Source organism: Escherichia sp. E1130, from assembly GCF_005781065.1.
Lineage (GTDB): Bacteria > Pseudomonadota > Gammaproteobacteria > Enterobacterales > Enterobacteriaceae > Escherichia.
In genome coordinates this window covers 1-21501 of record NZ_VATL01000018.1, presented here as the reverse complement: position 1 = coordinate 21501, position 21501 = coordinate 1, and the positions used below count along the sequence as shown (strand labels likewise).

Sequence of the window (21501 nt, the reverse complement as noted above, 5' to 3'; positions counted from 1 at the left end):
ATAATAAAAACCGGCCAGGCTATATACCTGGCCGGGAAAATATTGCTTAAATTTCTTTGTTAGCTTTGAAATCGTAACCTGCCGTGATAGTGCCGCCACTGCCACCCTGCTGGTTCTGCACCACGTATTCCTGCTTCACGGTGCTGAAAGAGAGTTCGACTCTCTCGCGGGAGGCGATCTCACCCTCCTTACTACCACTGGGGGAAACAACAGCCACAATCAGGTCAGTGAAGGTATATTTGAGGTATTCCAGCGGATTGCCGCCTGCTTTGCGCATGACAAGGATGGACTTCGGAATATGCTTACCAGAGGCGCAGTATTTGAACAGGTTCGGGCTAGCGCGATCGATGTAATGTTCAAACTCCAGGTTAGTCACGGAGACTTTGCCGGATCCCAGACCGCTACCTGCGTGCATGGTGGACTCCTGGTGGATATTCCAGCGCCAGCTCAGCACCTCAATTTCATTTTTATGTTTGTCATCCATTGACTCGCCGTCAATGCCGTCAATTTTCAGAAAAATATCATAAGCCATTTTCATTTCCTTATTAAGAATTACTTAAAATAATCCCTGGTTTATCTTCGCATATGAATTCAGGTAAACCATGGCCGTACAGAACCCCCTCTCCTTAATTTCAGAAGAATAGAAGGCTATATAATTTCCGGTAATGAGATACCGGCACGTCATTAATTCACAAAATGAATGTATTACTTCTATTTACATGTCACAGATATCGATGACTCTCCTGGTACCCGCTGCCCCGGCAAAGAAGATGCCTGGCACTGTGTCGCCAATGCAGGGACCGGTTGTGATAACCAAACCTGTCCATGGTTATAAATACAGGAAACCCAGTAACGTTCACTATTCTGATTACTGGCCATTGTGGTATCCCATATTTGCCTGGTTTCACCCTTTATTGTCTCTGTCTCTGGTTTTAGATCCACCCGATTTTCAGGTTTTCCCTGCGACATCCCTACCCCGTCCAACCACAGACGGGGTTCATAGCGGGAAGATCTCTGCCACGATGCAGATATATCTGGCTCCAGTACTGTTGTTGAGGATTTTATATTGATAAACACGGGGCAACTGACTTCCCACGCAGTAACAAATTGTGAATAAAACAACATAAAACCCAACAACAGAGAAAAAATAAAACGTGTCCCCATTGAATCTATCCTCTACTCAATAATATAAAAAGCTTCCGCATTATTACTGGCATCAGGATATGTTCCATCGCTGCGCATTCCACCTTTTCGGGAAATAGGGCGTGCAGAGACTTTCGTGGTTTTACCTGTCCACTGGTCCATAACATAAATATACTGACTATCCTGTTCCAGATAGAAAGCGGCATGCTTATGCTCATTCTGCCTCGAGGGATACTTTCCGTTAACAAAAGTGGCAATTGCGGTTCCTCTGGGGATCGATTTATCCCCAAAAACCTTTCGCCCCTGCTTCCAGGCTCCAGTATTCCCCACATGTGCATATACCTGAACTAAGAACACACATTCCTTTCTGTCTCCTGCCCCCGCCATTCCCACCATGTCAGTGCCCTGCAATGAATCTACCAGTCCATAAACATATGCCATATATCCCCCAGAGTATTACCCGGCATCATTCATTAAAATATTCATAAAAATCAGGCATTACCCTGTTTTACTGACGGCAGTTTTGTCACCAGACGCAGTGATCCTGTTAACCCTTCAAGCTGAAAATGCGGGCGCAGGAAGAATTTGGCGTCGTAATAGCCCGGATTCCCCTCCACCTCTTCCACCACCACTTCGGCAGCTGCCAGCGGGCGGCGAGCTTTGGTTTCCTGCGAGGAGTTCACCGGATCGGCATCAACGTAGTTCATGATCCATTCATTGAGCCAGCGCTGCATATCTTCACGCTCTTTGAACGAGCCGATCTTGTCGCGCACGATACATTTGAGGAAGTGCGCAAACCGTGAACAGGCGAACAGATATGGCAAACGAGCTGAGAGATTGGCATTGGCCGTTGCGTCCGGATCGTAATACTCTTGCGGTTTTTGCAGAGACTGCGCGCCAATAAAGGCGGCGTAATCAGAGTTTTTACGGTGGATAAGTGGGATAAAACCATTTTTCGCCAGTTCAGCTTCACGACGGTCAGAGATGGCAATTTCTGTCGGGCATTTCATATCCACGCCGCCGTCATCGGTCGGGAAGGTATGACAGGGCAGATTTTCCACCGCTCCACCAGATTCCACACCACGGATCAACGTACACCAACCGTAATGTTTGAAAGAACGGTTGATATTTACACCCATTGCATAGGCGGCATTGCTCCAGACATATTTGCTGTGGTCTGCGCCATCTGCATCTTCTTCAAAATCAAACTCATCGACAGGGTTTGTTTTCGCGCCATAAGGCAAACGGGAGAGAAAACGTGGCATCGTCAGGCCAATGTAGCGAGAATCCTCACTTTTTCGCAGCGAGTTCCACGGTGCGTATTCGAGGTTTTGGGTCACAATTTTGGTCAGATCACGCGGATTAGCCAGTTCCTGCCAGGAGTCCATCTGTAACACTGACGGAGAGGCCCCGGCAATAAACGGCGCATGGGCTGAGGCTGCCACTTTGGCAATGGAGCCGAGCAGATCCACATCCGGTGGTGTGTGATCAAAATAATAATCCGCAATAATACAACCGTAAGGTTCTCCGCCTAACTGCCCATATTCGGCCTCATACAACTTTTTGAACATGGGGCTTTGATCCCACGCGATCCCTTTGTAACGCTTCATATTTTTCCGCAATTCATCCTTCGAAAGGTTCATAAAGCGGATTTTTAATTTTTCATCGGTTTCGGTGTTGTAAACCAAATGTTCCATCCCACGCCAGGAGGACTCCAGTTTCTGAAATTCCGGATGACTCAGGATTAGTTTGATCTGCTCAGTTAATTTGAAATCGATCTGCTCAATAATTGCAGCAATACTTTTATAAGCATCATCACTAACAGTGACCGTATTTGTCAGAGCCTGTTGGGCCAGCGTCTGAACTGCCGCCTCAACTGCCTTTGCAGCCTGAGGAGTCTTGGGACGGAAGGCTTTATCCAGCAGCGAATCAAATTCCGTTTCCTGATAGGCAGTGGTTTGCGCAGCAGAGAGGTCGCCAGTCGCCAGAAGAGTATCGTTTACCATGAAAGTTCCTTAATAAAATCGCAGTTAGTCTGCTGTTCCCGTTTCACCTGATAAGACACTTTCCTGTTGAACGACAGGTTTTGGCGCGCTGGCCAGAGCTTTCAGTAACGTCGGGTCTTGTAATAGTTTGTTGATCAGATTTTCTGCTCCCGCTTTACCATCCATGTAGGTTTGCAGGTTGGCAAGCTGAGTACGTGCTTCCAGCAGCTGGTTCAGGGCATCCACCTTACGGGCAATCTGCGCAGGCGAGAAATCGTCCATATTCTCCAGCGTGATATCGACCATTAACTGCCCTTCGCCCGTCAGCGTATTGGGGACAGCAAACGCCACGCGCGGCGCGATGGCTTTCATACGTTCATTAAAGTTATCGATATCAATATCAAGGAATTTACGGTCGGTGACCGATGGCAGCTCTTCACGTGGTTTACCGGCCAGATCGGCCAGCACTGCCATGACAAACGGCAGCTCGATTTTTTTCTCGGAGCCGTAAATCTCAACGTCATACTCAATCTGCACTCGGGGCGCTCGGTTGCGGGCAATAAACTTCTGCGCGCTATTGTTGATAGCCATAATCCTTCATTTCCTTATCAGTCAGCCGACGACCACCCGGGGTGTGATTCGACGGTACAGTTTAAAAATCATACGCAGAGAGTATTTTTATAATCTCTTTGTTTTCTTTGTACTTTTCCCGCAGTACAGGGAGTGATTTCTTCGCCGGAGGACACCAGGTATCAACCCCCTTTTCGATGTCTCTTTTATCCTTCTCTGGTAAAGAACTGTCCCATTCACCAGTAAGATGCTGGCACATTTCCGCATTACTCAGAAAATGTTGCACATCCTGTGGTAAAGGCGGTTCCCCCTGAACACAGAAAGCGAACATCATTAACAGAAATGTCCACAACGCCGAATAACGAAAAGTCATATTTAATGTCCATCAATTGACCAGTGCATGAGATATGCTCTAGCAGGAGGACGATATGTTGCAGAAATACGGCCCCTCGAATGCGCATTACCAGACGCGCGCAAAAAATTATCTACCGATGCACGAAAAGTCCCCTGCAAATCATTAGTGGAAGAACTTCCAGGAAAGCGACTGACCCACAGTGCGCCACTTAATTCTTTTGCCATAAGGATGCTCCATTAATCCGTTTCAAAAATAACCTGTTCATCGCCATCAACACGAATGCGGATTTGCGTGATGGCCTTTTTCTCTGTCATCGCCTGCAACCAGTAACGGGACAGTTGTGGGAGGATATGTTGTTCGATATAGCCGATGAGCAAACGAGCGCCGGTTTCGTGCATCGGGCAGCGCGACACAATATGCGTAATCAGTTCATCGCCATACACCAGTGAAACACCATGCTGCTCCACCATTCGATCTTTCAGCCTATCGAGATGCAGACGGGCAATAACGCCACGCGCCGTCTCATCCAGCGGTAAATAAGGAATAACCGTCACACGCCCCAAGAAAGCCGCCGGGAAGTGTTTGCGTAGCTCTGGCATTAACGCCTCTTTTAACCCTGCCGAATCGGGCATCAGCGCCGGATCCTCACAGAGTTGGCTGATAAGTTCTGCCCCAGCATTAGTAGTCAACAATAACGTGGTATTTTTGAAATCGATGTGAACACCTTCGCCGTCCTCCATCGCTCCTTTATCGAATACCTGGTAGAACAACTCGTGGACGTCGTGATGGGCTTTTTCAATTTCATCCAGCAGCACCACACTCCAGGGGTGACGGCGTACGGCTTCCGTCAGCACGCCACCTTCGCCATAGCCCACGTAGCCGGGCGGAGCCCCCTTCAGCGTGGAGACGGTATGCGACTCCTGAAACTCGCTCATATTGATGGTGATCAGGTTCTGCTCACCACCGTAGATAGATTCCGCCAGCGCCAGCGCGGTTTCGTCATGCTCGTCAGGTTCTGCTGAACGTTGTTTTTGTAAGGTATGAACCAACTCCAGTTCCTGCTGCCAGCGCTCTTCGGTGTCAGAAAGGTCTGTATTCAATGATGCGATCCGTGTCGCCAGTGTGTCGCCCCGCTCTGCGCGGATACCCATTTTTTCCTGCTTTAATAACAACTCCCGCTCCAGTTCGGCAGCGTTGAGCTGCTGACGCAAATACTGGACTTTCGCAGGCGGGGTATGGAGCGACAACGCCACACGGGCCGCCGCCGTATCCAGCAGACTAATGGCCTTATCCGGTAGCTGCCGGGCCGGAATGTAACGGTGAGAAAGCTGTACAGCGGCGCGCACGGCCTCATCAAGGATCAGGACGTCATGGTGTTTTTCCAGCGTGTTGACTAACCCGCGGACCATCTCAACAGCAGCAACCTCTTCCGGCTCTGCGATCTGTAACACCTGAAAACGCCGGGTCAATGCTGGATCTTTCTCAATATGCCGTTTGTACTCACTCCAGGTGGTTGCGCCGATGGTGCGCAGGCTGCCGCGCGCCAGCGCCGGTTTCAGCAGGTTGGCGGCGTCACCTGTACCGGATGAACCACCAGCGCCCACCAGGGTGTGAACTTCATCGACAAACAAAATCACCGGCTGCGGTGAGCGCGCAGCTTCTGCCAGCAGCGCCTTCAGACGGGATTCAAATTCGCCCTTCATGGACGCCCCGGCTAGCAACGCCCCGACATCCAGCGACAGCAGCCGTACATTACGCAATGAAGGCGGCACTTCACTCTTAACAATCGCCAGCGCGAATCCCTCCACCACTGCCGTTTTCCCAACGCCGGCCTCACCGGTTAGCAGGGGATTATTCTGGCGACGACGCAGTAGAATATCCGTCATGGTACGGATCTCGTGCCCGCGACCGGTGACCGGATCGATACCACCTTCACGCGCCAGTGCTGTCATGTCCTGGCAGTATTTCGCCAATGCGGATTTGCTCCCGGCTGATTCGCTCGGAAATACCTGACTTGCTTCCCCCGGAACAGCAGAATTCAAATCCGAACCGTCATATGGCATTTCTGCTATTTCAGGAGATGATGTGATTAAAGATGGAAGAGTATCTAACAATTCATCTACCGGCAGCGCAGCTAGTGGCGCACAGATCTTTTTTAACACTCGATATAATTCTGGTGTGGTTAACCAGGCAAGTAGTAACCAACCACTACGAATTTTTTGATCACCAAAGCGGATACTTGCCAACATCCAGGCTTTCTCAACAGAAAGATCGATGTGGTGGGAAAAATCGCTAATTACACTCGCGCCGGAAGGTAATATATTCAATTGCTGAATTAACGCCGTCTCAACATCAGAAGATGTTATTTGGTAATGTCGAAGTACATTGTGAATATCATTCTCTGGTTGTTGTATTAGCTGATGCAACCAATGTATCAGTTCGACATAAGGGTTAGCGCGCAATTTACAGAACGTTGTCGCAGATTCTAAAGACCGAAATAAAGGTCTTGTTAGCTTTCCATATAGCGCACTGCGTGAAACAGGAGTGTCCATCTGTTACACCTAATGATGTAAAAACATATAAATGATACATAAATATAAATGTACCGATTAAGATTTCTAATTAATAGAATTATCAAAATCTCAGATTGAAACAATGATGCATATCACAGAATGCAATGTAATATAACGGTTAGTATCTTTTTCATGATGATTTTCAATACAAAAAGTTAATTGAATTCATATCATGAATATATATCAGCAATAATCACCATTATATATTTACGAGAAAATTAATATTGATAAAGCAAATTAATCAGCGTTACTTATCTAAAAAATATAAATAATTACTCTATTAAAAAAAACACTCTATACAGTGATACGTAATGAAACAAAATATTACCTGGGGACTGCAAAAAATACAGGGGCACGGAGTTACCGATGGCACCATTTACGCCACTGCAGGAACACAGATTATCTTCACAGTCAAAGCGCCATGGAGCCCTGTTTTTGATGTGGAGGAGGATACAAAGATTGCTCTCAGCCTGACTCGCCACGAAGAGGCATGGTGGATAATCAATCTGTCCGATGAATATTGTTGCACGGTAAATGACCTGATTGTGGAGCCACATCACCGTATGCGCCTGAATGAAGGGGACCTGATTGAATGGGGGTTATCTTCTTGGTGTCTTGTCCGGGACAATCCGATGTCTCCTGAGCCATGCGAGAAAAAAACGGCACTGCAGCCTGTCATTTCGCCTGAAACAACAACCGAATATCTCGATCTCGACTGGTTTCGACAACAACAGCAGCAGCAAAATCCGTTCGATATTATTCCGGTTCATGGCGCAGTCGCTACTGAAGGCCCCCCAGATTCAGATACCCCACTAACCTTGCTTTATCAGGAATACCGACAGGCGTTGTTGTCTCCTGAACAAGATATTCATCGTCATGCCGATCCTTTCCCCCTTAATGGAGAGGGTGGCACGCAGGAGTTGTCTTCATTGCGTGATCTGGTCACTGAAGCCGATACATTACAGGATATGGTCACTGGCGGGTTAAGTATTGACGCTATTCTCGATGTACTGGATGCCACCGGTGAAGGAGAATCTACCTGGCCTACCAAAAAGACTCCTCCTGATATCCTGCATCTGCTTTCTCCTGAATACAAACCGGAGGCAGTGCATAACGCCATTCTGCCCGATCTGACGCAGCGAGAGCACCGAGTCATCGGCATTGACAGCCATTACCGGATAAACCCGGCACAACACGGAGATATCACTCATGACAAACAATAACGTGCTACCGGCTACCTTGTCGGCGCTGCTGCGAGACTATTCCGTGGCAGAGGGCATTCAACTGGCGGAACACCAGGTAAAGATGCACCCGGCACAGGCTTCACGTCGGCACAGCCTGTTTCAGTTATTGTGCGCAATCGGTGACTGGTCGCGGGCGCTGCAACAAATTCAACTGTGCGCCCGAGTGGACGCAAATTATGCTCGCGAGGCACAGGTATTTGGCGAGCTGATCCGCTGTGAAATATACCGTCACTCCTGCTTTCAGGGCGAACAGCGTCCCGGTTTTATTCTCCCACCACTCGCCTGGATGGAGGATTTACTGGCTGCTCTCGCCTGTAACGCCCGCGGCGAAGTGCAGGAAGCCGATGCCAACCGCACCCACGCGCTTGAAGCTATAACAGACACCACCGGGCAGTGGAATGGCGGCGTATTCGACTGGATAAGCGACAGTGACTCGCGTACCGGCCCGGTGCTGGAACTGGTCGCTGGTGGCGTGTATATCTGGCTGCCATTTTCGCAAATTCGTTCACTGAAATCCCCCCTGCCGGCTAATCTGACAGATCTAATCTGGAAACCCGTCAATATCACACTTCACAACGGCGACACACACAGCGCCTGGCTGTTTTCTCGCTACAGTGGTTCTGAAAGCGCTGCTGATACCTTGCGTCTGTGCCGGGAAACCACCTGGCAGGATGGGCCTGGAGAAACTCTGGTTACGGCGTTAGGACAAAAAATGTGGCTCACCAGCCACGGCGATATCAGCCTGCTGGATATGACCTCTTGTACCTTTAATACACCCGAAAGCAGTGACGCATGAGCGCCTCTCGTTTGCGCCAAAGCAACCACCTGATGCCTACATTGTTTGATCGACTGTGTGACGATGCCCCGCAGCAGAAGCGCGATCACGATATCAGCGTCAGTTCAGTCCAGTTCAAGGAGATCATCCGCCGGGATTTGTCATTTTTACTCAACACTGTCAGTCATGAAGATGATATTGATGCCACTCGTTACCCAGAGGCGGCAGCTTCTGTTCTGAACTACGGCCTGCCTCCACTGGCAGGCAGCTTTCTGTATGAACACAAGTGGGACGATATCCGCAGGGCTATTTTACGCACGATTACTCGATTTGAACCCCGGCTGAAAGCATCCACCCTGCAAATAATTCCACTACAGGATGAACAACGCCAGAGTGGCCATAACACATTACAGTTTGAAATTCGTGGCGAAATCCTTACGCAGCCGTATCCGACGGCATTCCGGGTACGCAGCGCGTTGGATATGGAACAGAGCCGCATTACGTTTTTTTAATATAGAGGGTGACCGATGGATCCACGGCTACTGGAATACTATAACCGCGAATTGAGCTACCTGCGTGAAACGGGAGCCGAATTTGCCGAACGTCATCCCAAAGTCGCCGCCCGGCTGGGAATGCAGGGAACGGATATTGCCGATCCGTATGTGGAGCGGATGGTTGAGGCCTTCAGCTTCCTGACTGCCCGTACGCAGCTTAAAATTGACGCTGAATTTCCGCGTTTCACCCAGCGCCTGCTGGAGGTCGTCAGCCCCAATTATGTTACTCCCACGCCCTCAATGAGCGTGGCACAGTTGCATCCCGATCCGGAAGAAGGCGATTTGGCGAAGGGATTCACCGTCCCACGCGACACCGCTTTTTTTTCCGCCATTCCGGAAGGCGAAAGTACCGCCTGCCAGTTTCGCAGCAGCCAGGATGTGACGCTGTGGCCGCTCACCATCGAAGAGGTGCGCCTGACTGCAGCTCCACCGGATATGCCTGCTCTGCATCGCTACCTACCTACCAACATTCATGTCGCCGGTGCGCTGCGTATTACCCTGCGCACCTTCGGTGAACTAACGTTTAGCCAACTTGCCGGGCTGGACAGGCTACCGCTATATCTCTGCGGCGAGGAACGCACAGCCTCTCACCTGTTCGAACTTCTGCATACCAGTTCCATTGCCACACTGGCAGGCGTTCCGGGTCATTTTGACGGCGTACTGGATGTAAATCTGAAACAGCCAGTTACCTACGAGGGGCTGGAGCCAGGTCAGGGACTGCTGCCACTGGCCTGGAACGTATTTCACGGTCATAACCTGCTGCATGAATATTTTGCCTGTCCGGAACGCTTTTATTTTTTCACGCCGGCAGGTCTGTCTGCCGGGTTACAGAAAATTAACGGCGGCGTAGCGGAGATTGTGATCTTACTAAATCACCTACCGCCGGACTGGCTGATCCACCAGACAAATGCGTCACAGTTCAGCCTGTTCTGTACCCCGGTTGTTAACCTTTTTCCCCGCGTCACCGCCCGAATCGACGTCACCCACAGCTCGACAGAGCAGCACCTTGTGGTGGACAGGACCCATCCACTGGATTATGAGGTGTTCTCGGTCCAGGAAGTGGAAGGGCTGGAAACCGACACTACACGGAAAATGACCTTTCGCCCGCTCTACCACACCCGCAATAACGATGAAGGCAACCACGGGCGCTATTTTTCCCTGCGCCGGGAGCCGCGTCGGTTGTCGGAAAACGCCCGCCGCTACGGCACCCGCACCCCCTATACGGGATCGGAAGTGTTCCTGTCACTGGTTGACCAATATGAAGCGCCATACCCGGAAAATCTGCGCCATATCACCATCACGACCATGGTCACCAACCGCGATCTCCCCTGCCTTATTGCACGCAATGGCTGGGACGATCTGACCGTGGATGCGGCCATCCCGGTGGCGGGCGTGGGACTTATTCGCCCGCCTCGTCCGCCGCAGCATCCACTGGCGGAACGTGAAATGGCCTGGCGGTTGATCCGCCAGTTATCCTTTAATTATCTGCCGTTGGCCGATCTGGATCACCGTACCGGCGGTCAAGCGCTACGCGATCTGCTTAACCTGTTTATTCCGGCGCATGACAGTCCGCAATCACGACAGGTACGCAGCCTGATTGGCTGCAAAACAACGCCGGTCACCCGCCGTCTGCCGGGTTCCGGGCTGCTGGTCTATGGTCGCGGCGTCTGTTGTGAGCTGACGGTGGATGAAGAAGGTTTTTCTGGCATCAGTCCGTATCTGTTCGGCCTGGTGCTGGAACACTATATCGCCCGTCATGTTTCCATTAATACCTTCTCGCAGATGACGCTGCACAGTATGCAGCGCGGCAAAATTATAACCTGGCCGGTCAGGGCCGGACAGCGGGGAAGTGTATGAACGGCGATTTCACTCAGGCGCAGGGAATGCCCTGGCGTTACGGTTTTCTGAACCTGATGCGCCGCGTGAATGTACAGTTGTGTACCGTCCCTGCAGGTAGTGCCTGGCAGCCACGAATGGAAAAATTCCGCCTCGGGCAAACACCTGCGCTGACTTTTGCACCACGGGAAATCGCCAGTGTAAGCTGGCAGGAAGGGCGCCTGCACGTCAGTCTGTACAGCCTCGGGCTGTGGGGGCCGAATGGCCCGCTGCCGCTGCACTACACCGAACTGGCGCGTAACCGGACCGAAAGCTACCGCGATCCGACGCTAACCTGTTTTACTGACCTTTTTCATCACCGCTGGCTGACCCAGTTTTATCAGGCCTGGCGCAGCGCCCAGTCAGCTGGAGGTGGTCTGGATAAACCGAAATATGACCGATTTGCCTTTTATATCGCCAGCCTCAGCGGGCAAGATTTGCGAGAAAGTGTAGACAGCCCGCTACCGGATCACGTTCGCCTGGCGGCATCGGCTCATCTGGCGCGCGAATCACGCAATCCAGACGGGCTGGCTGCCACGCTGGCGCACTATTTCGGCGTGCCTTTCCGGATACAGGAATATGTCCTGCACTGGATACCCGTGGCAGATGATGAAATTACCCGGCTGGGGACACCAGCCCTTTCTTCCGTCATTGGCAACGGCGCACTCATCGGTCAGGCCGTGCCGGACGTGCAGTATAAGTTCAGACTGGTGATTGGCCCACTGACGCTGGCCGATTATCAACGCTTCCTGCCTGGCGGCAACAACCTGCCCGTATTGACGGAATTGGTTCGCGCCTTTACCGGGTTTGAATACTGCTGGGAAATTGAGCTACAGCTAAAACCACACGCCGCTCCTCCTGCCGTTACCGGCGGCCCATATCAGTTAGGCTGGACCGCCTGGGCTGGAAAAGCCATGCACGACGATCCGGTGACAGGCATGATTTTCGAACCTGAGCACTATCTGGCGCACTAAGGATAATTTAATGGATACATCTCTGTCAGACCCTATTTCGGCCGAACGCCCCTGTGGCCCGGATCTGGAATATGATCCGGAATACCTGCTGCTGTTCACCCGCGCTGCACCGCGTGAAGAAGCGCAATATGGCGATTTTGTCAGTACGCCGGAAACCATTAACTGGGCAGAACTCGAGCGAGACGCTCGCCGCCTGCTGACACGAAGCAAAGATATCCGAATCCTGGTGATTCTACTGCGCTGCCGTATCCAGCAGACCGGAGCCAGAGGACTGGCAGAGGTACTCACGCAACTCGAAACGCTGTGCAGCTTGTACCCGGATACCATCCATCCACAACTGCTTGCAACTGAAGATATCACCGCCGAAGATGCGGCAGTGGCGCGCAGCAACGCACTATCGGCGTTGCTGGACCACGAAGGCGTAATGGCGGATATCCGAGGCATTACGCTGTCAAATAATGCCACTTTGCGCCTCCAGGTGCGAGATGTGGAACGCTCGTTGTCTGCATCACGCCCGGCGGATGCCCTGGCGCCGGAATCGGTACGTCAGCAATTGGCCGATCTGGAAGCTCGCGGTGTACTGCCGCTAGACGCTTTTCGCCAGGCCGCTGAAAACACTGAGCGACTGCAACGCCATGCGCGTAAAATGCTGAATGACCATGCTCCGGACTTTTCGCGGCTTACGCAACTGCTGACTCTGTTACCGGGAGCGGTGCAATCAACCACGCCAGAGATCCCATCACAGGAAACATTGGCTGTTCTTCCGGAGCATGTCTCCATCAATAATACTGAAACGGCACAGGCAGAGTATGTTGCACCACTCGAAGATATACCTGCTGAAAAGACCGGAAAGGTCTGCGCAGAACAAAGGCAAATTAGCGACCGGAACGATGCGCTGGAACGTTTGAGAGTTATACGTCGCTGGTTTGAGTATAGCGAGCCGAGCAGTCCGACTATTCCCTTGTTGCGTCAGGCAGAGCGCCTGGTCGGAAAACGCTTCTCGGAAGTAATAAATGAAATTCCAGCAGAATTACTGGAGAAATGGGATGCGTTGGAATAACAGAAATGGCCAGAATTTATAATAGCTGGTCATTATATATGATGTGACAGTTTTTTAGATTATATCTATTTGCCTTCAGGGACAACAAACTCTCCTGAAGGCTAAAACGACGAAAGCCTGAATCATTACTGACTCAGGCTTTCTGAATATTGGCGGAACGGACGGGACTCGAACCCGCGACCCCCTGCGTGACAGGCAGGTATTCTAACCGACTGAACTACCGCTCCGCGTTGTGTTCCGTTGGGAACGAGGCGAATATTACGGATTGCCTCGGCCTTCGTCAACGACTTTTCTCATCTTTTGAATCGTTTGCTGCAAAAATCGCCCAAGCCGCTATTTTTAGCGCCTTTCACCGGTATTTATGCCCGCCAGAGGCAGCTTCCGCCCTTCTTCTGCACCAGATCGAGACGGGCTTCATGTGCTGCAAGCTCTTCATCTGTCGCAAAAACAACGCGTAACTTACTTGCCTGACGTACAATGCGCTGAATTGTTGCTTCACCTTGCTGCTGTTGTGTCTCTCCTTCCATCGCAAAAGCCATCGACGTTTGACCACCGGTCATCGCCAGATAAACTTCCGCAAGGATCTGGGCATCGAGTAATGCCCCGTGCAGCGTTCGTTTACTGTTATCTATTTCATAGCGGGCGCATAACGCATCGAGGCTGTTGCGCTTACCGGGAAACATTTTCCTCGCCACCGCAAGGCTATCGGTGACCTTACAGAAGGTATTCGTCTTCGGAATATCGCGCTTAAGCAACGAAAACTCGTAGTCCATAAAGCCGATATCAAACGCTGCGTTATGGATCACCAGCTCCGCGCCGCGAATATAGTCCATGAACTCATCGGCTACCTCGGCAAACGTGGGCTTATCGAGCAAAAACTCATCGGCAATACCGTGTACGCCAAAGGCTTCCGGATCCACCAGCCGATCGGGTTTGAGATAAACATGGAAGTTATTGCCCGTCAGTCGACGGTTCACCACTTCAACGGCACCAATCTCAATGATCTTGTGGCCTTCATAGTGCGCGCCAATCTGGTTCATACCGGTGGTTTCGGTATCGAGAACGATCTGGCGTGTAATTGCAGTGCTCATAGCGGTCATTTATGTCAGACTTGTCGTTTTACAGTTCGATTCAATTACAGGAAGTCTACCAGAGATGCTTAAACAGGTAGAAATTTTCACCGATGGTTCGTGTCTGGGTAATCCAGGACCTGGGGGTTACGGTGCTATTTTACGCTATCGTGGACGCGAAAAAACCTTTAGCGCTGGCTACACCCGCACCACCAACAACCGTATGGAGTTGATGGCCGCTATTGTCGCGCTGGAAGCGTTAAAAGAACACTGTGAAGTCATTCTGAGTACCGACAGCCAGTATGTCCGCCAGGGGATCACCCAGTGGATCCATAACTGGAAAAAACGTGGCTGGAAAACAGCAGACAAAAAACCAGTAAAAAATGTTGATCTCTGGCAACGTCTTGATGCCGCGTTGGGGCAGCATCAAATCAAATGGGAATGGGTAAAAGGCCATGCCGGTCATCCAGAAAACGAACGTTGCGATGAACTGGCTCGTGCCGCGGCAATGAATCCCACACTGGAAGATACGGGCTACCAAGTCGAAGTTTAAGCCTGTGGTTTACGAAATTGCCGGGTGGCGCCGACCGCCTGGCGAATTCGTGGCTTGTTTTTACTCTGTTTCATCGGATTTAGCGTTAAAGGAATAGTCCGTTTCCGGGCAACAATAAGTTGTAAGCAACCAAGCGCAGGAATATGCGCATTCAATAGTTTCCCTCCGTGCTTGTTCCACGGGAGAACGTGGAAACGGCTGGCGTGTAGCACTTCAAAATTCAACAAAGAGAGCCAGTCCAGTTGTCGCATCAGGGTAAACATCCGGCTGTTATAAGGCGATGTTTTTCGCAAGACTGGCACAAGTTTACGTAATCCCATTAAACTGATGGGATTGAAGCCACTAATGACCAGCCAGCCATCATCAATCAATACCCGATCGGCCTCACGCAACAAACGATGCGGATCGGTGCACCATGGCAACGTATGCGCCAATAGACAAACATCGACGGATTTATCGGCAAAAGGAAGATGAAGTGGGTCCGCTTGCACCTGTACGGGCATTCCTTGCGCAGAAACATTCACTTGATGAGAAACCGCGCACGCTTCGCAATTGATTTCTGCGCTTAAATTGCCAATCTTAAGCAGATGAAAACCATACATTTTCGTGAACCATGGGTTGAGCTGGCGCTCCAGCGCCTTGCGATAAAGCTCTCCCCAGGGCAAATCGCCCCAGCAATCAGGAGCCACGACTGTTTGAGGGTTCCTTGCCGGTTTCATCACAACCTTCCGTTTCACACTGAGAGGTAATATATGAATCTTAACAGTATTCCTGCCTTTGATGACAATTACATCTGGGTTTTGAATGATGAAGCAGGCCGTTGCCTGATTGTCGATCCTGGAGAAGCGGAGCCGGTAGTAAAGGCCATTGCCGCCAATAACTGGCAACCGGAGGCCATATTTCTCACCCACCATCACCACGATCATGTTGGCGGCGTAAAAGAACTGGTGGAAAAGTTTCCGCAAATTGTGGTCTACGGTCCACAAGAGACACAAGATAAGGGAACAACGCAGGTAGCCAAAGATGGTGATACTGCCTTCGTTTTGGGGCATGAATTTAGTGTAATTGCTACACCAGGTCACACTTTAGGACACATCTGTTACTTCAGCAATCCTTATCTATTTTGCGGTGATACTCTTTTCTCTGGTGGCTGCGGGCGATTATTTGAAGGTACAGCTTCTCAAATGTATCAATCACTTAAAAAATTAAGTGCTCTACCTGACGATACACTGGTATGTTGTGCTCATGAATATACTTTATCAAATATGAAGTTTGCCTTGAGTATTCTTCCGCACGATTTGTCCATAAATGATTATTATCGTAAAGTTATTGAGTTACGGGCAAAAAATCAAATTACACTCCCCGTAATTCTGAAAAATGAGCGGAAAATTAATGTTTTTTTAAGAACAGAAGATATTGATTTAATTAATGTAATTAATAAAGAAACATTATTGCAACAACCTGAGGAACGTTTTGCCTGGTTAAGGTCAAAGAAAGATAGATTCTGATAAAACTTTCTTGTCATCGGCTTCGTTCGCCGTTATGATCGGTCGTCTTTTAAGCAACTATTGACACACACATGAAGGCAAAAGCGATATTACTCGCCTCTGTCCTGCTCGTGGGTTGCCAGAGTACCGGTAACGTCCAACAGCACGCACAGAGCCTTTCTGCAGCTGGTCAAGGGGAAGCAGCAAAGTTTACAAGTCAGGCACGATGGATGGACGATGGGACGTCTATCGCGCCAGATGGTGACTTGTGGGCTTTCATTGGCGACGAGCTAAAGATGGGAATTCCGGAAAATGACCGGATTCGCGAACAGAAACAGAAATATTTACGCAATAAGAGCTATCTCCACGATGTAACTTTACGGGCAGAGCCGTATATGTACTGGATAGCCGGGCAAGTTAAAAAACGTAACATGCCTATGGAACTGGTACTACTACCCATAGTGGAGAGCGCTTTTGATCCTCACGCGACGTCTGGCGCCAATGCCGCAGGCATCTGGCAGATCATTCCGAGCACGGGGCGCAATTATGGTTTGAAACAGACTCGCAATTATGACGCGCGTCGCGATGTTGTTGCTTCAACGACAGCCGCGCTGAACATGATGCAGCGTCTGAACAAGATGTTTGACGGCGACTGGCTTTTGACCGTAGCGGCTTATAATAGCGGCGAAGGTCGGGTCATGAAGGCAATTAAAACGAACAAAGCACGTGGGAAATCCACGGACTTTTGGTCGTTACCGTTGCCGCAGGAAACGAAGCAGTACGTGCCTAAAATGCTGGCATTGAGCGATATTCTCAAAAACAGCAAACGTTATGGTGTACGTCTGCCGACGACCGATGAAAGCCGTGCTCTGGCGCGTGTACACCTGAGTAGCCCGGTTGATATGGCGAAGGTTGCAGATATGGCGGGAATTTCCGTCAGCAAGCTGAAGACATTCAACGCTGGTGTAAAAGGCTCCACGCTGGGCGCAAGTGGCCCGCAGTACGTGATGGTGCCAAAGAAGCATGCAGATCAACTGCGTGAATCTCTGGCTTCCGGCGAAATTGCTGCTGTACAGTCGACGCTGGTTGCCGACAATACGCCGCTTAACAGTCGTGTTTACACCGTTCGTTCTGGCGACACGCTTTCAAGTATCGCTTCACGTCTCGGCGTAAGCACCAAAGATTTGCAGCAGTGGAATAAACTGCGCGGAGCTAAGCTGAAACCAGGCCAAAGTTTGACGATTGGCGCAGGTAGTAGCGCACAGCGGCTGGCAAACAACAGCGATAGCATTACGTATCGTGTGCGCAAAGGCGATTCGCTTTCAAGCATTGCTAAACGCCACGGCGTGAACATCAAAGATGTGATGCGCTGGAACAGCGACACTGCGAATCTGCAACCAGGCGATAAGCTGACGTTGTTTGTGAAAAACAGCAACATGCCAGATTCCTGATAAACCAGATAATAAAAAGGCACCGATTCCCCCGGTGCCTTTTTTATTTATGCCGCTTTATGTGCTTCTACCATGATGATATCACTGGTGAAAGAGCCATCATTCTGCAAGGCAAAATACGTTTTCACCTCTGTCGATGCGCTCTGTTGGTAAATGCGAATAGCGTCTACTAATGCTTCTGGCGTACGCATTCTGGCGCCCCATGAAGAAAATTCCAGCGGTAACTTATCTGTAATTAAATTATCAACTATCAGTTTGGCTTCATTGATTAACGTCAACCACTCACCGCTGGCGTAGTTTCGTACGTGAGAGGTATCGCGTAATGCTTCTACCGTCTGTAACCAGATGTCGCGCACTGGGTGACCCGGAGACATTACGTCCATCACAATCAGCCTACCGCTGGGTTTCAATATCCGATTCACTTCACGCAGTGCTGCACCAACATCATGCCAGTGATGGGCAGAATAACGGCTGATAACAATATCAAATGCGTTATCGGCAAATGGCAGACTTTCGGCATATCCCTGGCGGGTGGTGATATTTTTCAGGTGCCGGGCTTCGGCAGCTTGTGCCACGACATCCAGCATTTGGGCAGATAAGTCATACGCCACCACCGCGCTCACGTTTTGCGCAGCGACAAAGCTGGCATGCCCTGCTCCGCAGCCCATATCAAGTACATTTGCATCAGGATAATCAGCCAGACGCACCGCCAGGCGCTGTAAATCTCGCCCGGATGCATGTACGGTACTGGTTAAATACTCACTGGCCTGCGAGCTAAACTGCTTTTCTACGTGGTCATGGTGGGATTGTATTGTCATTGCGCTGTCCTTTTGTTGTTTGAGTATAAAAGGGCAGCGCCAAACGTTGGTCTGCCCTGTGGCAGACCTGACATACCTTATTTATCAGGCTTGCCGGGACTGAATTCAACGAGTAGCGGATTGTGATCGGAAGCGCGCGTAACCAGTACAGAAGCTTCGCTGACGTTAAGACCACGGTAGAAAACAAAATCGAGCGGGCGACCAAACGCCCGACGGCGCTGATCATCGGTAAAACGCACCTGGCGCAGCGACATTTCCCGCGCAAAGCGATATAACGCGTTCATCCTTCTACGGCTCCAGGCATTGAAATCTCCCGCCATAATGACCGGGCCGCTGTGATGGGCAATCTGATCGCCAATAGGAAGTAACTGCTTACTGTAAACATCTACGCCAAGACTGAAGTTGACGGCGTGAATATTGACGACCATCAACAGGCGGGTATCAGGTAATGGGTAGACCGTCACCAGCGCTGATTTCGCCAGACGTAAAATAGGTTCACGTTCGCGTAACGGGCAGCAATAAATGGGATGTGCCGCCGAAAGGGTCATTACACCGGAAGGATGCTGCGGCAGCACGAAAGCGGGTACCTGATCAGCAGCAAGATAGTTAGCAGTCGCAAACTGTACTAACTCTGGCGTTGTTTGCGCTTCCTGTAATAAAACCAGATGTGCATCTTTGCCGTAGTTCTTTAATACCGACAACCATTCAGCGCGTTGCTGTTTGTATATGTTCCACACCAGGATCCGAATACGCTCTTCGGTACTTAACGGTTCTCCGGGCGGTAATGCCTGGCCAATGCTCGCAAAAGACCCCGGCGGTAAAATCCTTTCCGCAGGTTGTCCGGCAACATAGCGCATGGCATAGGTGTTTTTTCGCACTTTTGACTTTGAAACCTCTATTACGTCACCCCTTCCGCATTCAGGAGGGTTCTACTGTTATAGGGATTTTAGCTCACTCTTTCAACGAGCAATTGTAGATTGTTATGTAAGCAAGTACTTACACCAGACTGAATTTTACTCTTTATAGATATCATTAAATCGGATGACATATCACGTATCCTGATGGTTTAATGACAAATAAATTCAAAATATCTCTTCTATTTTGCAACGGGAGCAAAAATGAAAGCCACGTCGGAAGAACTCGCCATTTTTGTTTCTGTCGTCGAAAGCGGCAGCTTTAGCCGGGCAGCGGAACAATTAGGGCAAGCAAACTCAGCGGTAAGCCGGGCGGTGAAAAAGCTGGAGATGAAACTTGGCGTTAGCCTGCTTAATCGGACCACGCGACAACTTAGCCTGACGGAAGAAGGCGAGCGTTATTTTCGTCGCGTACAGTCAATTTTGCAGGAGATGGCAGCGGCAGAATCAGAAATTATGGAGACGCGTAATACACCGCGTGGACTGTTACGGATCGATGCCGCGACGCCAGTGGTGCTGCACTTTCTGATGCCGTTGATTAAGCCTTTCCGTGAACGCTATCCGGAAGTCACTTTATCGCTAGTCTCCTCCGAAACGATTATTAATTTGATCGAAAGAAAAGTGGATGTCGCGATACGCGCCGGTACGTTAACGGATTCCAGCTTACGTGCCAGGCCGTTATTTAACAGTTATCGAAAAATTATCGCCTCCCCTGATTATATTTCCCGCTACGGGAAGCCAGAAACGATCGACGATTTAAAGCAACATGTTTGCCTGGGATTCACTGAACCCGCTTCCCTCAATACCTGGCCGATAGCCTGTAGTGATGGACAATTACATGAGGTGAAGTACGGTTTGTCATCCAATAGTGGGGAAACACTGAAACAGCTTTGCCTGAGTGGCAACGGGATTGCGTGTTTGTCCGACTACATGATCGACAGAGAAATCGCTCGCGGAGAATTGGTGGAGTTAATGGCAGATAAAGTGTTGCCAGTGGAAATGCCATTCAGTGCAGTCTATTACAGCGACCGTGCGGTAAGTACGCGCATCCGGGCTTTTATCGATTTCCTTAGCGAGCATGTAAAAACAGCTCCCGGAGGAGCTGTCAGAGAGGCTTAATCCCATTCAGGAGCCAGACCTTCCGGGCTAACCAGGCGGTCGTTGCAATCCAGTGCGGCGATCGCTTTTTTATCTTCGGCATCAAGCTGTAAATTTTGTGCCTTAAGATTACTCTCCAGGTTTTCACGTTTAGTAGAAGAAGGAATTACGGAGTAACCTTCCCCCATCGCCCACGTCAGAATCACTTGTGCCGGGGTCGCATTGTGTTTAGCTGCAATACGAGCAATAACCTCATCTTTCAGTGCATTACCATAAGCCAACGTCATATAGGAAGTGATATGAATGCCGTGCTGTTTGGCCCAATCAACCACTTTACGGTTTTGCAGATAAGGAGAGAGTTCAATCTGGTTGGTAGCGATGTTCTTAGCGCCAACAGCAGCAATCGCTTTTTCCATCAGCGGGATCGTGAAGTTGGAAATACCGATCTCACGCGTCAGCCCTTGTTTTTTGGCTGCCAGTAGCGCCTGCATAAACTCTTCAACAGAGACTTCATCGTTTGGTGACGGCCAGTGGATTAGCGTCAGATCAACATAATCGGTACGCAATTTTTGCAGGCTCTCTTTCAGACTCGGGATCAATTTATCTTTGCTGAGATTTTCAATCCAGATTTTAGTGGTGATGTAGAGTTCATGACGTGGCACGCCACTTTCTGCAATCGCCTGACCTACTGCAGCTTCGTTATCATAGATTTGTGCGGTATCAATTGCGCGATAGCCAAGTTCTAGCGCCGTTTTCACAGATGAAATAACAACGTCGTCTTTGAGACGGAAAGTACCTAAACCAAATACGGGGATAGCCATAATATGCCTCTTTTAATGCTATTTTCGTTAATTGAGGTGATTATGGGCTTCAGACTGTTGCGGAAAAAGGGCGTAAAACGCAGAGGATTTTTGCGATTTTAGCAATAATAGAAATACAAACGAAAAAAAACCTCGAGCGTTAACTCGAGGCTTCTTAATAAGTGGCGGAACGGACGGGACT

At 50.0% G+C, this 21501-nt stretch carries 23 protein-coding genes and 1 tRNA gene; 10 read left to right on the top strand and 14 right to left on the bottom strand.

The window, feature by feature from the left end:
- Positions 1 to 46 precede the first annotated feature (46 nt).
- The 8 genes from FEK66_RS17600 to FEK66_RS17565 form a co-directional block, all read right to left on the bottom strand.
- Complete coding sequence (locus FEK66_RS17600) at positions 47 to 532, bottom strand: Hcp family type VI secretion system effector (RefSeq protein ID WP_000312804.1); 486 nt, start codon at positions 530 to 532, stop codon at positions 47 to 49.
- A 179-nt stretch (positions 533 to 711) separates the two neighbouring features.
- The gene (locus FEK66_RS26300) at positions 712 to 1164 is read right to left on the bottom strand and encodes an STY0301 family protein (RefSeq protein ID WP_130209729.1); all 453 of its coding nucleotides are present in this window, start codon (positions 1162 to 1164) and stop codon (positions 712 to 714) included.
- Positions 1165 to 1176: 12 nt separating this feature from the next.
- Positions 1177 to 1584: a BPSL0067 family protein gene (locus FEK66_RS17590; protein ID WP_042102253.1), complete on the bottom strand. Its 408-nt coding sequence runs from the start codon at positions 1582 to 1584 to the stop codon at positions 1177 to 1179.
- A 50-nt stretch (positions 1585 to 1634) separates the two neighbouring features.
- A complete protein-coding gene (gene tssC / locus FEK66_RS17585) occupies positions 1635 to 3149 on the bottom strand; it encodes a type VI secretion system contractile sheath large subunit (RefSeq protein ID WP_165489004.1) in 1515 nt (504 codons plus the stop codon).
- 24 nt (positions 3150 to 3173) lie between these two features.
- A complete protein-coding gene (gene tssB, locus FEK66_RS17580) occupies positions 3174 to 3719 on the bottom strand; it encodes a type VI secretion system contractile sheath small subunit (RefSeq protein ID WP_130209733.1) in 546 nt (181 codons plus the stop codon).
- 61 nt (positions 3720 to 3780) lie between these two features.
- Positions 3781 to 4071 carry a hypothetical protein gene (locus FEK66_RS17575; RefSeq protein WP_135493496.1) on the bottom strand — a complete coding sequence of 97 codons (291 nt, stop codon included), beginning with the start codon at positions 4069 to 4071 and terminating at the stop codon, positions 3781 to 3783.
- A 2-nt stretch (positions 4072 to 4073) separates the two neighbouring features.
- Entirely contained in the window at positions 4074 to 4277 is a 204-nt protein-coding gene (locus FEK66_RS17570; protein WP_240782884.1) for a hypothetical protein, read from the bottom strand.
- Between the two features lie 12 nt (positions 4278 to 4289).
- Entirely contained in the window at positions 4290 to 6605 is a 2316-nt protein-coding gene (locus tag FEK66_RS17565; protein WP_135493495.1) for an AAA family ATPase, read from the bottom strand.
- Between the two features lie 332 nt (positions 6606 to 6937).
- Between FEK66_RS17565 and tagK the strand changes: the two genes are divergently transcribed.
- The 6 genes from tagK to FEK66_RS17535 are packed head-to-tail and all read left to right on the top strand — an operon-like array spanning position 6938 to position 13108.
- Positions 6938 to 7849, top strand: a complete 912-nt coding sequence (tagK, locus tag FEK66_RS17560) for a type VI secretion system-associated protein TagK (protein WP_135493494.1) — start codon at positions 6938 to 6940, stop codon at positions 7847 to 7849.
- The gene (locus tag FEK66_RS17555; RefSeq protein WP_135493493.1) at positions 7836 to 8666 is read left to right on the top strand and encodes a type VI secretion system accessory protein TagJ; all 831 of its coding nucleotides are present in this window, start codon (positions 7836 to 7838) and stop codon (positions 8664 to 8666) included. The genes tagK and FEK66_RS17555 overlap by 14 nt, the downstream gene beginning before the upstream one ends.
- Positions 8663 to 9157 carry a type VI secretion system baseplate subunit TssE gene (gene tssE / locus FEK66_RS17550; RefSeq protein ID WP_130209743.1) on the top strand — a complete coding sequence of 165 codons (495 nt, stop codon included), beginning with the start codon at positions 8663 to 8665 and terminating at the stop codon, positions 9155 to 9157. The genes FEK66_RS17555 and tssE overlap by 4 nt, the downstream gene beginning before the upstream one ends.
- A 15-nt stretch (positions 9158 to 9172) precedes the next feature.
- A complete protein-coding gene (tssF, locus tag FEK66_RS17545; RefSeq protein ID WP_135493492.1) occupies positions 9173 to 11056 on the top strand; it encodes a type VI secretion system baseplate subunit TssF in 1884 nt (627 codons plus the stop codon).
- On the top strand, positions 11053 to 12048 hold the full coding sequence (gene tssG / locus FEK66_RS17540; RefSeq protein ID WP_135493491.1) for a type VI secretion system baseplate subunit TssG: 996 nt from the start codon (positions 11053 to 11055) through the stop codon (positions 12046 to 12048). The genes tssF and tssG overlap by 4 nt, the downstream gene beginning before the upstream one ends.
- Before the next feature lie 10 nt (positions 12049 to 12058).
- Positions 12059 to 13108, top strand: a complete 1050-nt coding sequence (locus FEK66_RS17535) for a type VI secretion system ImpA family N-terminal domain-containing protein (RefSeq protein WP_135493490.1) — start codon at positions 12059 to 12061, stop codon at positions 13106 to 13108.
- Between the two features lie 150 nt (positions 13109 to 13258).
- Here the strand turns inward: FEK66_RS17535 and FEK66_RS17530 are convergent.
- Both FEK66_RS17530 and dnaQ read right to left on the bottom strand, forming a co-directional pair.
- Positions 13259 to 13335, bottom strand: a tRNA-Asp gene (locus FEK66_RS17530).
- A 132-nt stretch (positions 13336 to 13467) separates the two neighbouring features.
- Entirely contained in the window at positions 13468 to 14199 is a 732-nt protein-coding gene (dnaQ, locus tag FEK66_RS17525; protein ID WP_001366128.1) for a DNA polymerase III subunit epsilon, read from the bottom strand.
- A 64-nt stretch (positions 14200 to 14263) separates the two neighbouring features.
- On the opposite strand from dnaQ, the gene rnhA reads away from it, so the two are divergent.
- Complete coding sequence (rnhA, locus tag FEK66_RS17520; RefSeq protein WP_000917883.1) at positions 14264 to 14731, top strand: ribonuclease HI; 468 nt, start codon at positions 14264 to 14266, stop codon at positions 14729 to 14731.
- On the opposite strand, the gene FEK66_RS17515 is transcribed toward rnhA, so the two are convergent.
- The gene (locus tag FEK66_RS17515) at positions 14728 to 15450 is read right to left on the bottom strand and encodes a class I SAM-dependent methyltransferase (RefSeq protein WP_135493504.1); all 723 of its coding nucleotides are present in this window, start codon (positions 15448 to 15450) and stop codon (positions 14728 to 14730) included. The genes rnhA and FEK66_RS17515 overlap by 4 nt on opposite strands.
- Before the next feature lie 33 nt (positions 15451 to 15483).
- On the opposite strand from FEK66_RS17515, the gene gloB reads away from it, so the two are divergent.
- A complete protein-coding gene (gene gloB, locus FEK66_RS17510; protein ID WP_135493489.1) occupies positions 15484 to 16239 on the top strand; it encodes a hydroxyacylglutathione hydrolase in 756 nt (251 codons plus the stop codon).
- Positions 16240 to 16310: 71 nt separating this feature from the next.
- On the top strand, positions 16311 to 17669 hold the full coding sequence (gene mltD, locus FEK66_RS17505) for a murein transglycosylase D (RefSeq protein ID WP_130209753.1): 1359 nt from the start codon (positions 16311 to 16313) through the stop codon (positions 17667 to 17669).
- A gap of 47 nt (positions 17670 to 17716) precedes the next feature.
- Here the strand turns inward: mltD and FEK66_RS17500 are convergent, their stop codons facing one another.
- Positions 17717 to 18487 carry a class I SAM-dependent methyltransferase gene (locus tag FEK66_RS17500; RefSeq protein ID WP_131162113.1) on the bottom strand — a complete coding sequence of 257 codons (771 nt, stop codon included), beginning with the start codon at positions 18485 to 18487 and terminating at the stop codon, positions 17717 to 17719.
- A gap of 77 nt (positions 18488 to 18564) precedes the next feature.
- Complete coding sequence (locus FEK66_RS17495; protein WP_089628352.1) at positions 18565 to 19365, bottom strand: endonuclease/exonuclease/phosphatase family protein; 801 nt, start codon at positions 19363 to 19365, stop codon at positions 18565 to 18567.
- Between the two features lie 240 nt (positions 19366 to 19605).
- Between FEK66_RS17495 and yafC the strand changes: the two genes are divergently transcribed.
- Positions 19606 to 20520 (top strand): DNA-binding transcriptional regulator YafC, encoded by a 915-nt coding sequence (gene yafC, locus FEK66_RS17490; RefSeq protein ID WP_000648583.1) that lies wholly within the window; start codon positions 19606 to 19608, stop codon positions 20518 to 20520.
- Here yafC and dkgB read toward each other — a convergent pair.
- Positions 20517 to 21320: a 2,5-didehydrogluconate reductase DkgB gene (gene dkgB / locus FEK66_RS17485; RefSeq protein WP_135493488.1), complete on the bottom strand. Its 804-nt coding sequence runs from the start codon at positions 21318 to 21320 to the stop codon at positions 20517 to 20519. The genes yafC and dkgB overlap by 4 nt on opposite strands.
- Positions 21321 to 21501 lie beyond the last annotated feature (181 nt).

What these genes read in the sequence shown, in the direction of transcription:
- tssC (WP_165489004.1), bottom strand. Translation starts at nt 3,149, where the DNA reads ATGGTAAACGATACTCTTCTGGCGACTGGCGACCTCTCTGCTGCGCAA.
- FEK66_RS17570 (WP_240782884.1), bottom strand. Translation starts at nt 4,277, where the DNA reads ATGGCAAAAGAATTAAGTGGCGCACTGTGGGTCAGTCGCTTTCCTGGA.
- tssE (WP_130209743.1), top strand. Translation starts at nt 8,663, where the DNA reads ATGAGCGCCTCTCGTTTGCGCCAAAGCAACCACCTGATGCCTACATTG.
- dnaQ (WP_001366128.1), bottom strand. Translation starts at nt 14,199, where the DNA reads ATGAGCACTGCAATTACACGCCAGATCGTTCTCGATACCGAAACCACC.
- tssG (WP_135493491.1), top strand. Translation starts at nt 11,053, where the DNA reads ATGAACGGCGATTTCACTCAGGCGCAGGGAATGCCCTGGCGTTACGGT.
- gloB (WP_135493489.1), top strand. Translation starts at nt 15,484, where the DNA reads ATGAATCTTAACAGTATTCCTGCCTTTGATGACAATTACATCTGGGTT.
- dkgB (WP_135493488.1), bottom strand. Translation starts at nt 21,320, where the DNA reads ATGGCTATCCCCGTATTTGGTTTAGGTACTTTCCGTCTCAAAGACGAC.
- tagK (WP_135493494.1), top strand. Translation starts at nt 6,938, where the DNA reads ATGAAACAAAATATTACCTGGGGACTGCAAAAAATACAGGGGCACGGA.
- rnhA (WP_000917883.1), top strand. Translation starts at nt 14,264, where the DNA reads ATGCTTAAACAGGTAGAAATTTTCACCGATGGTTCGTGTCTGGGTAAT.
- FEK66_RS26300 (WP_130209729.1), bottom strand. Translation starts at nt 1,164, where the DNA reads ATGGGGACACGTTTTATTTTTTCTCTGTTGTTGGGTTTTATGTTGTTT.
- tssB (WP_130209733.1), bottom strand. Translation starts at nt 3,719, where the DNA reads ATGGCTATCAACAATAGCGCGCAGAAGTTTATTGCCCGCAACCGAGCG.
- FEK66_RS17555 (WP_135493493.1), top strand. Translation starts at nt 7,836, where the DNA reads ATGACAAACAATAACGTGCTACCGGCTACCTTGTCGGCGCTGCTGCGA.
- yafC (WP_000648583.1), top strand. Translation starts at nt 19,606, where the DNA reads ATGAAAGCCACGTCGGAAGAACTCGCCATTTTTGTTTCTGTCGTCGAA.
- FEK66_RS17575 (WP_135493496.1), bottom strand. Translation starts at nt 4,071, where the DNA reads ATGACTTTTCGTTATTCGGCGTTGTGGACATTTCTGTTAATGATGTTC.
- FEK66_RS17565 (WP_135493495.1), bottom strand. Translation starts at nt 6,605, where the DNA reads ATGGACACTCCTGTTTCACGCAGTGCGCTATATGGAAAGCTAACAAGA.
- FEK66_RS17515 (WP_135493504.1), bottom strand. Translation starts at nt 15,450, where the DNA reads ATGAAACCGGCAAGGAACCCTCAAACAGTCGTGGCTCCTGATTGCTGG.
- mltD (WP_130209753.1), top strand. Translation starts at nt 16,311, where the DNA reads ATGAAGGCAAAAGCGATATTACTCGCCTCTGTCCTGCTCGTGGGTTGC.
- FEK66_RS17590 (WP_042102253.1), bottom strand. Translation starts at nt 1,584, where the DNA reads ATGGCATATGTTTATGGACTGGTAGATTCATTGCAGGGCACTGACATG.
- FEK66_RS17600 (WP_000312804.1), bottom strand. Translation starts at nt 532, where the DNA reads ATGGCTTATGATATTTTTCTGAAAATTGACGGCATTGACGGCGAGTCA.
- tssF (WP_135493492.1), top strand. Translation starts at nt 9,173, where the DNA reads ATGGATCCACGGCTACTGGAATACTATAACCGCGAATTGAGCTACCTG.
- FEK66_RS17535 (WP_135493490.1), top strand. Translation starts at nt 12,059, where the DNA reads ATGGATACATCTCTGTCAGACCCTATTTCGGCCGAACGCCCCTGTGGC.
- FEK66_RS17500 (WP_131162113.1), bottom strand. Translation starts at nt 18,487, where the DNA reads ATGACAATACAATCCCACCATGACCACGTAGAAAAGCAGTTTAGCTCG.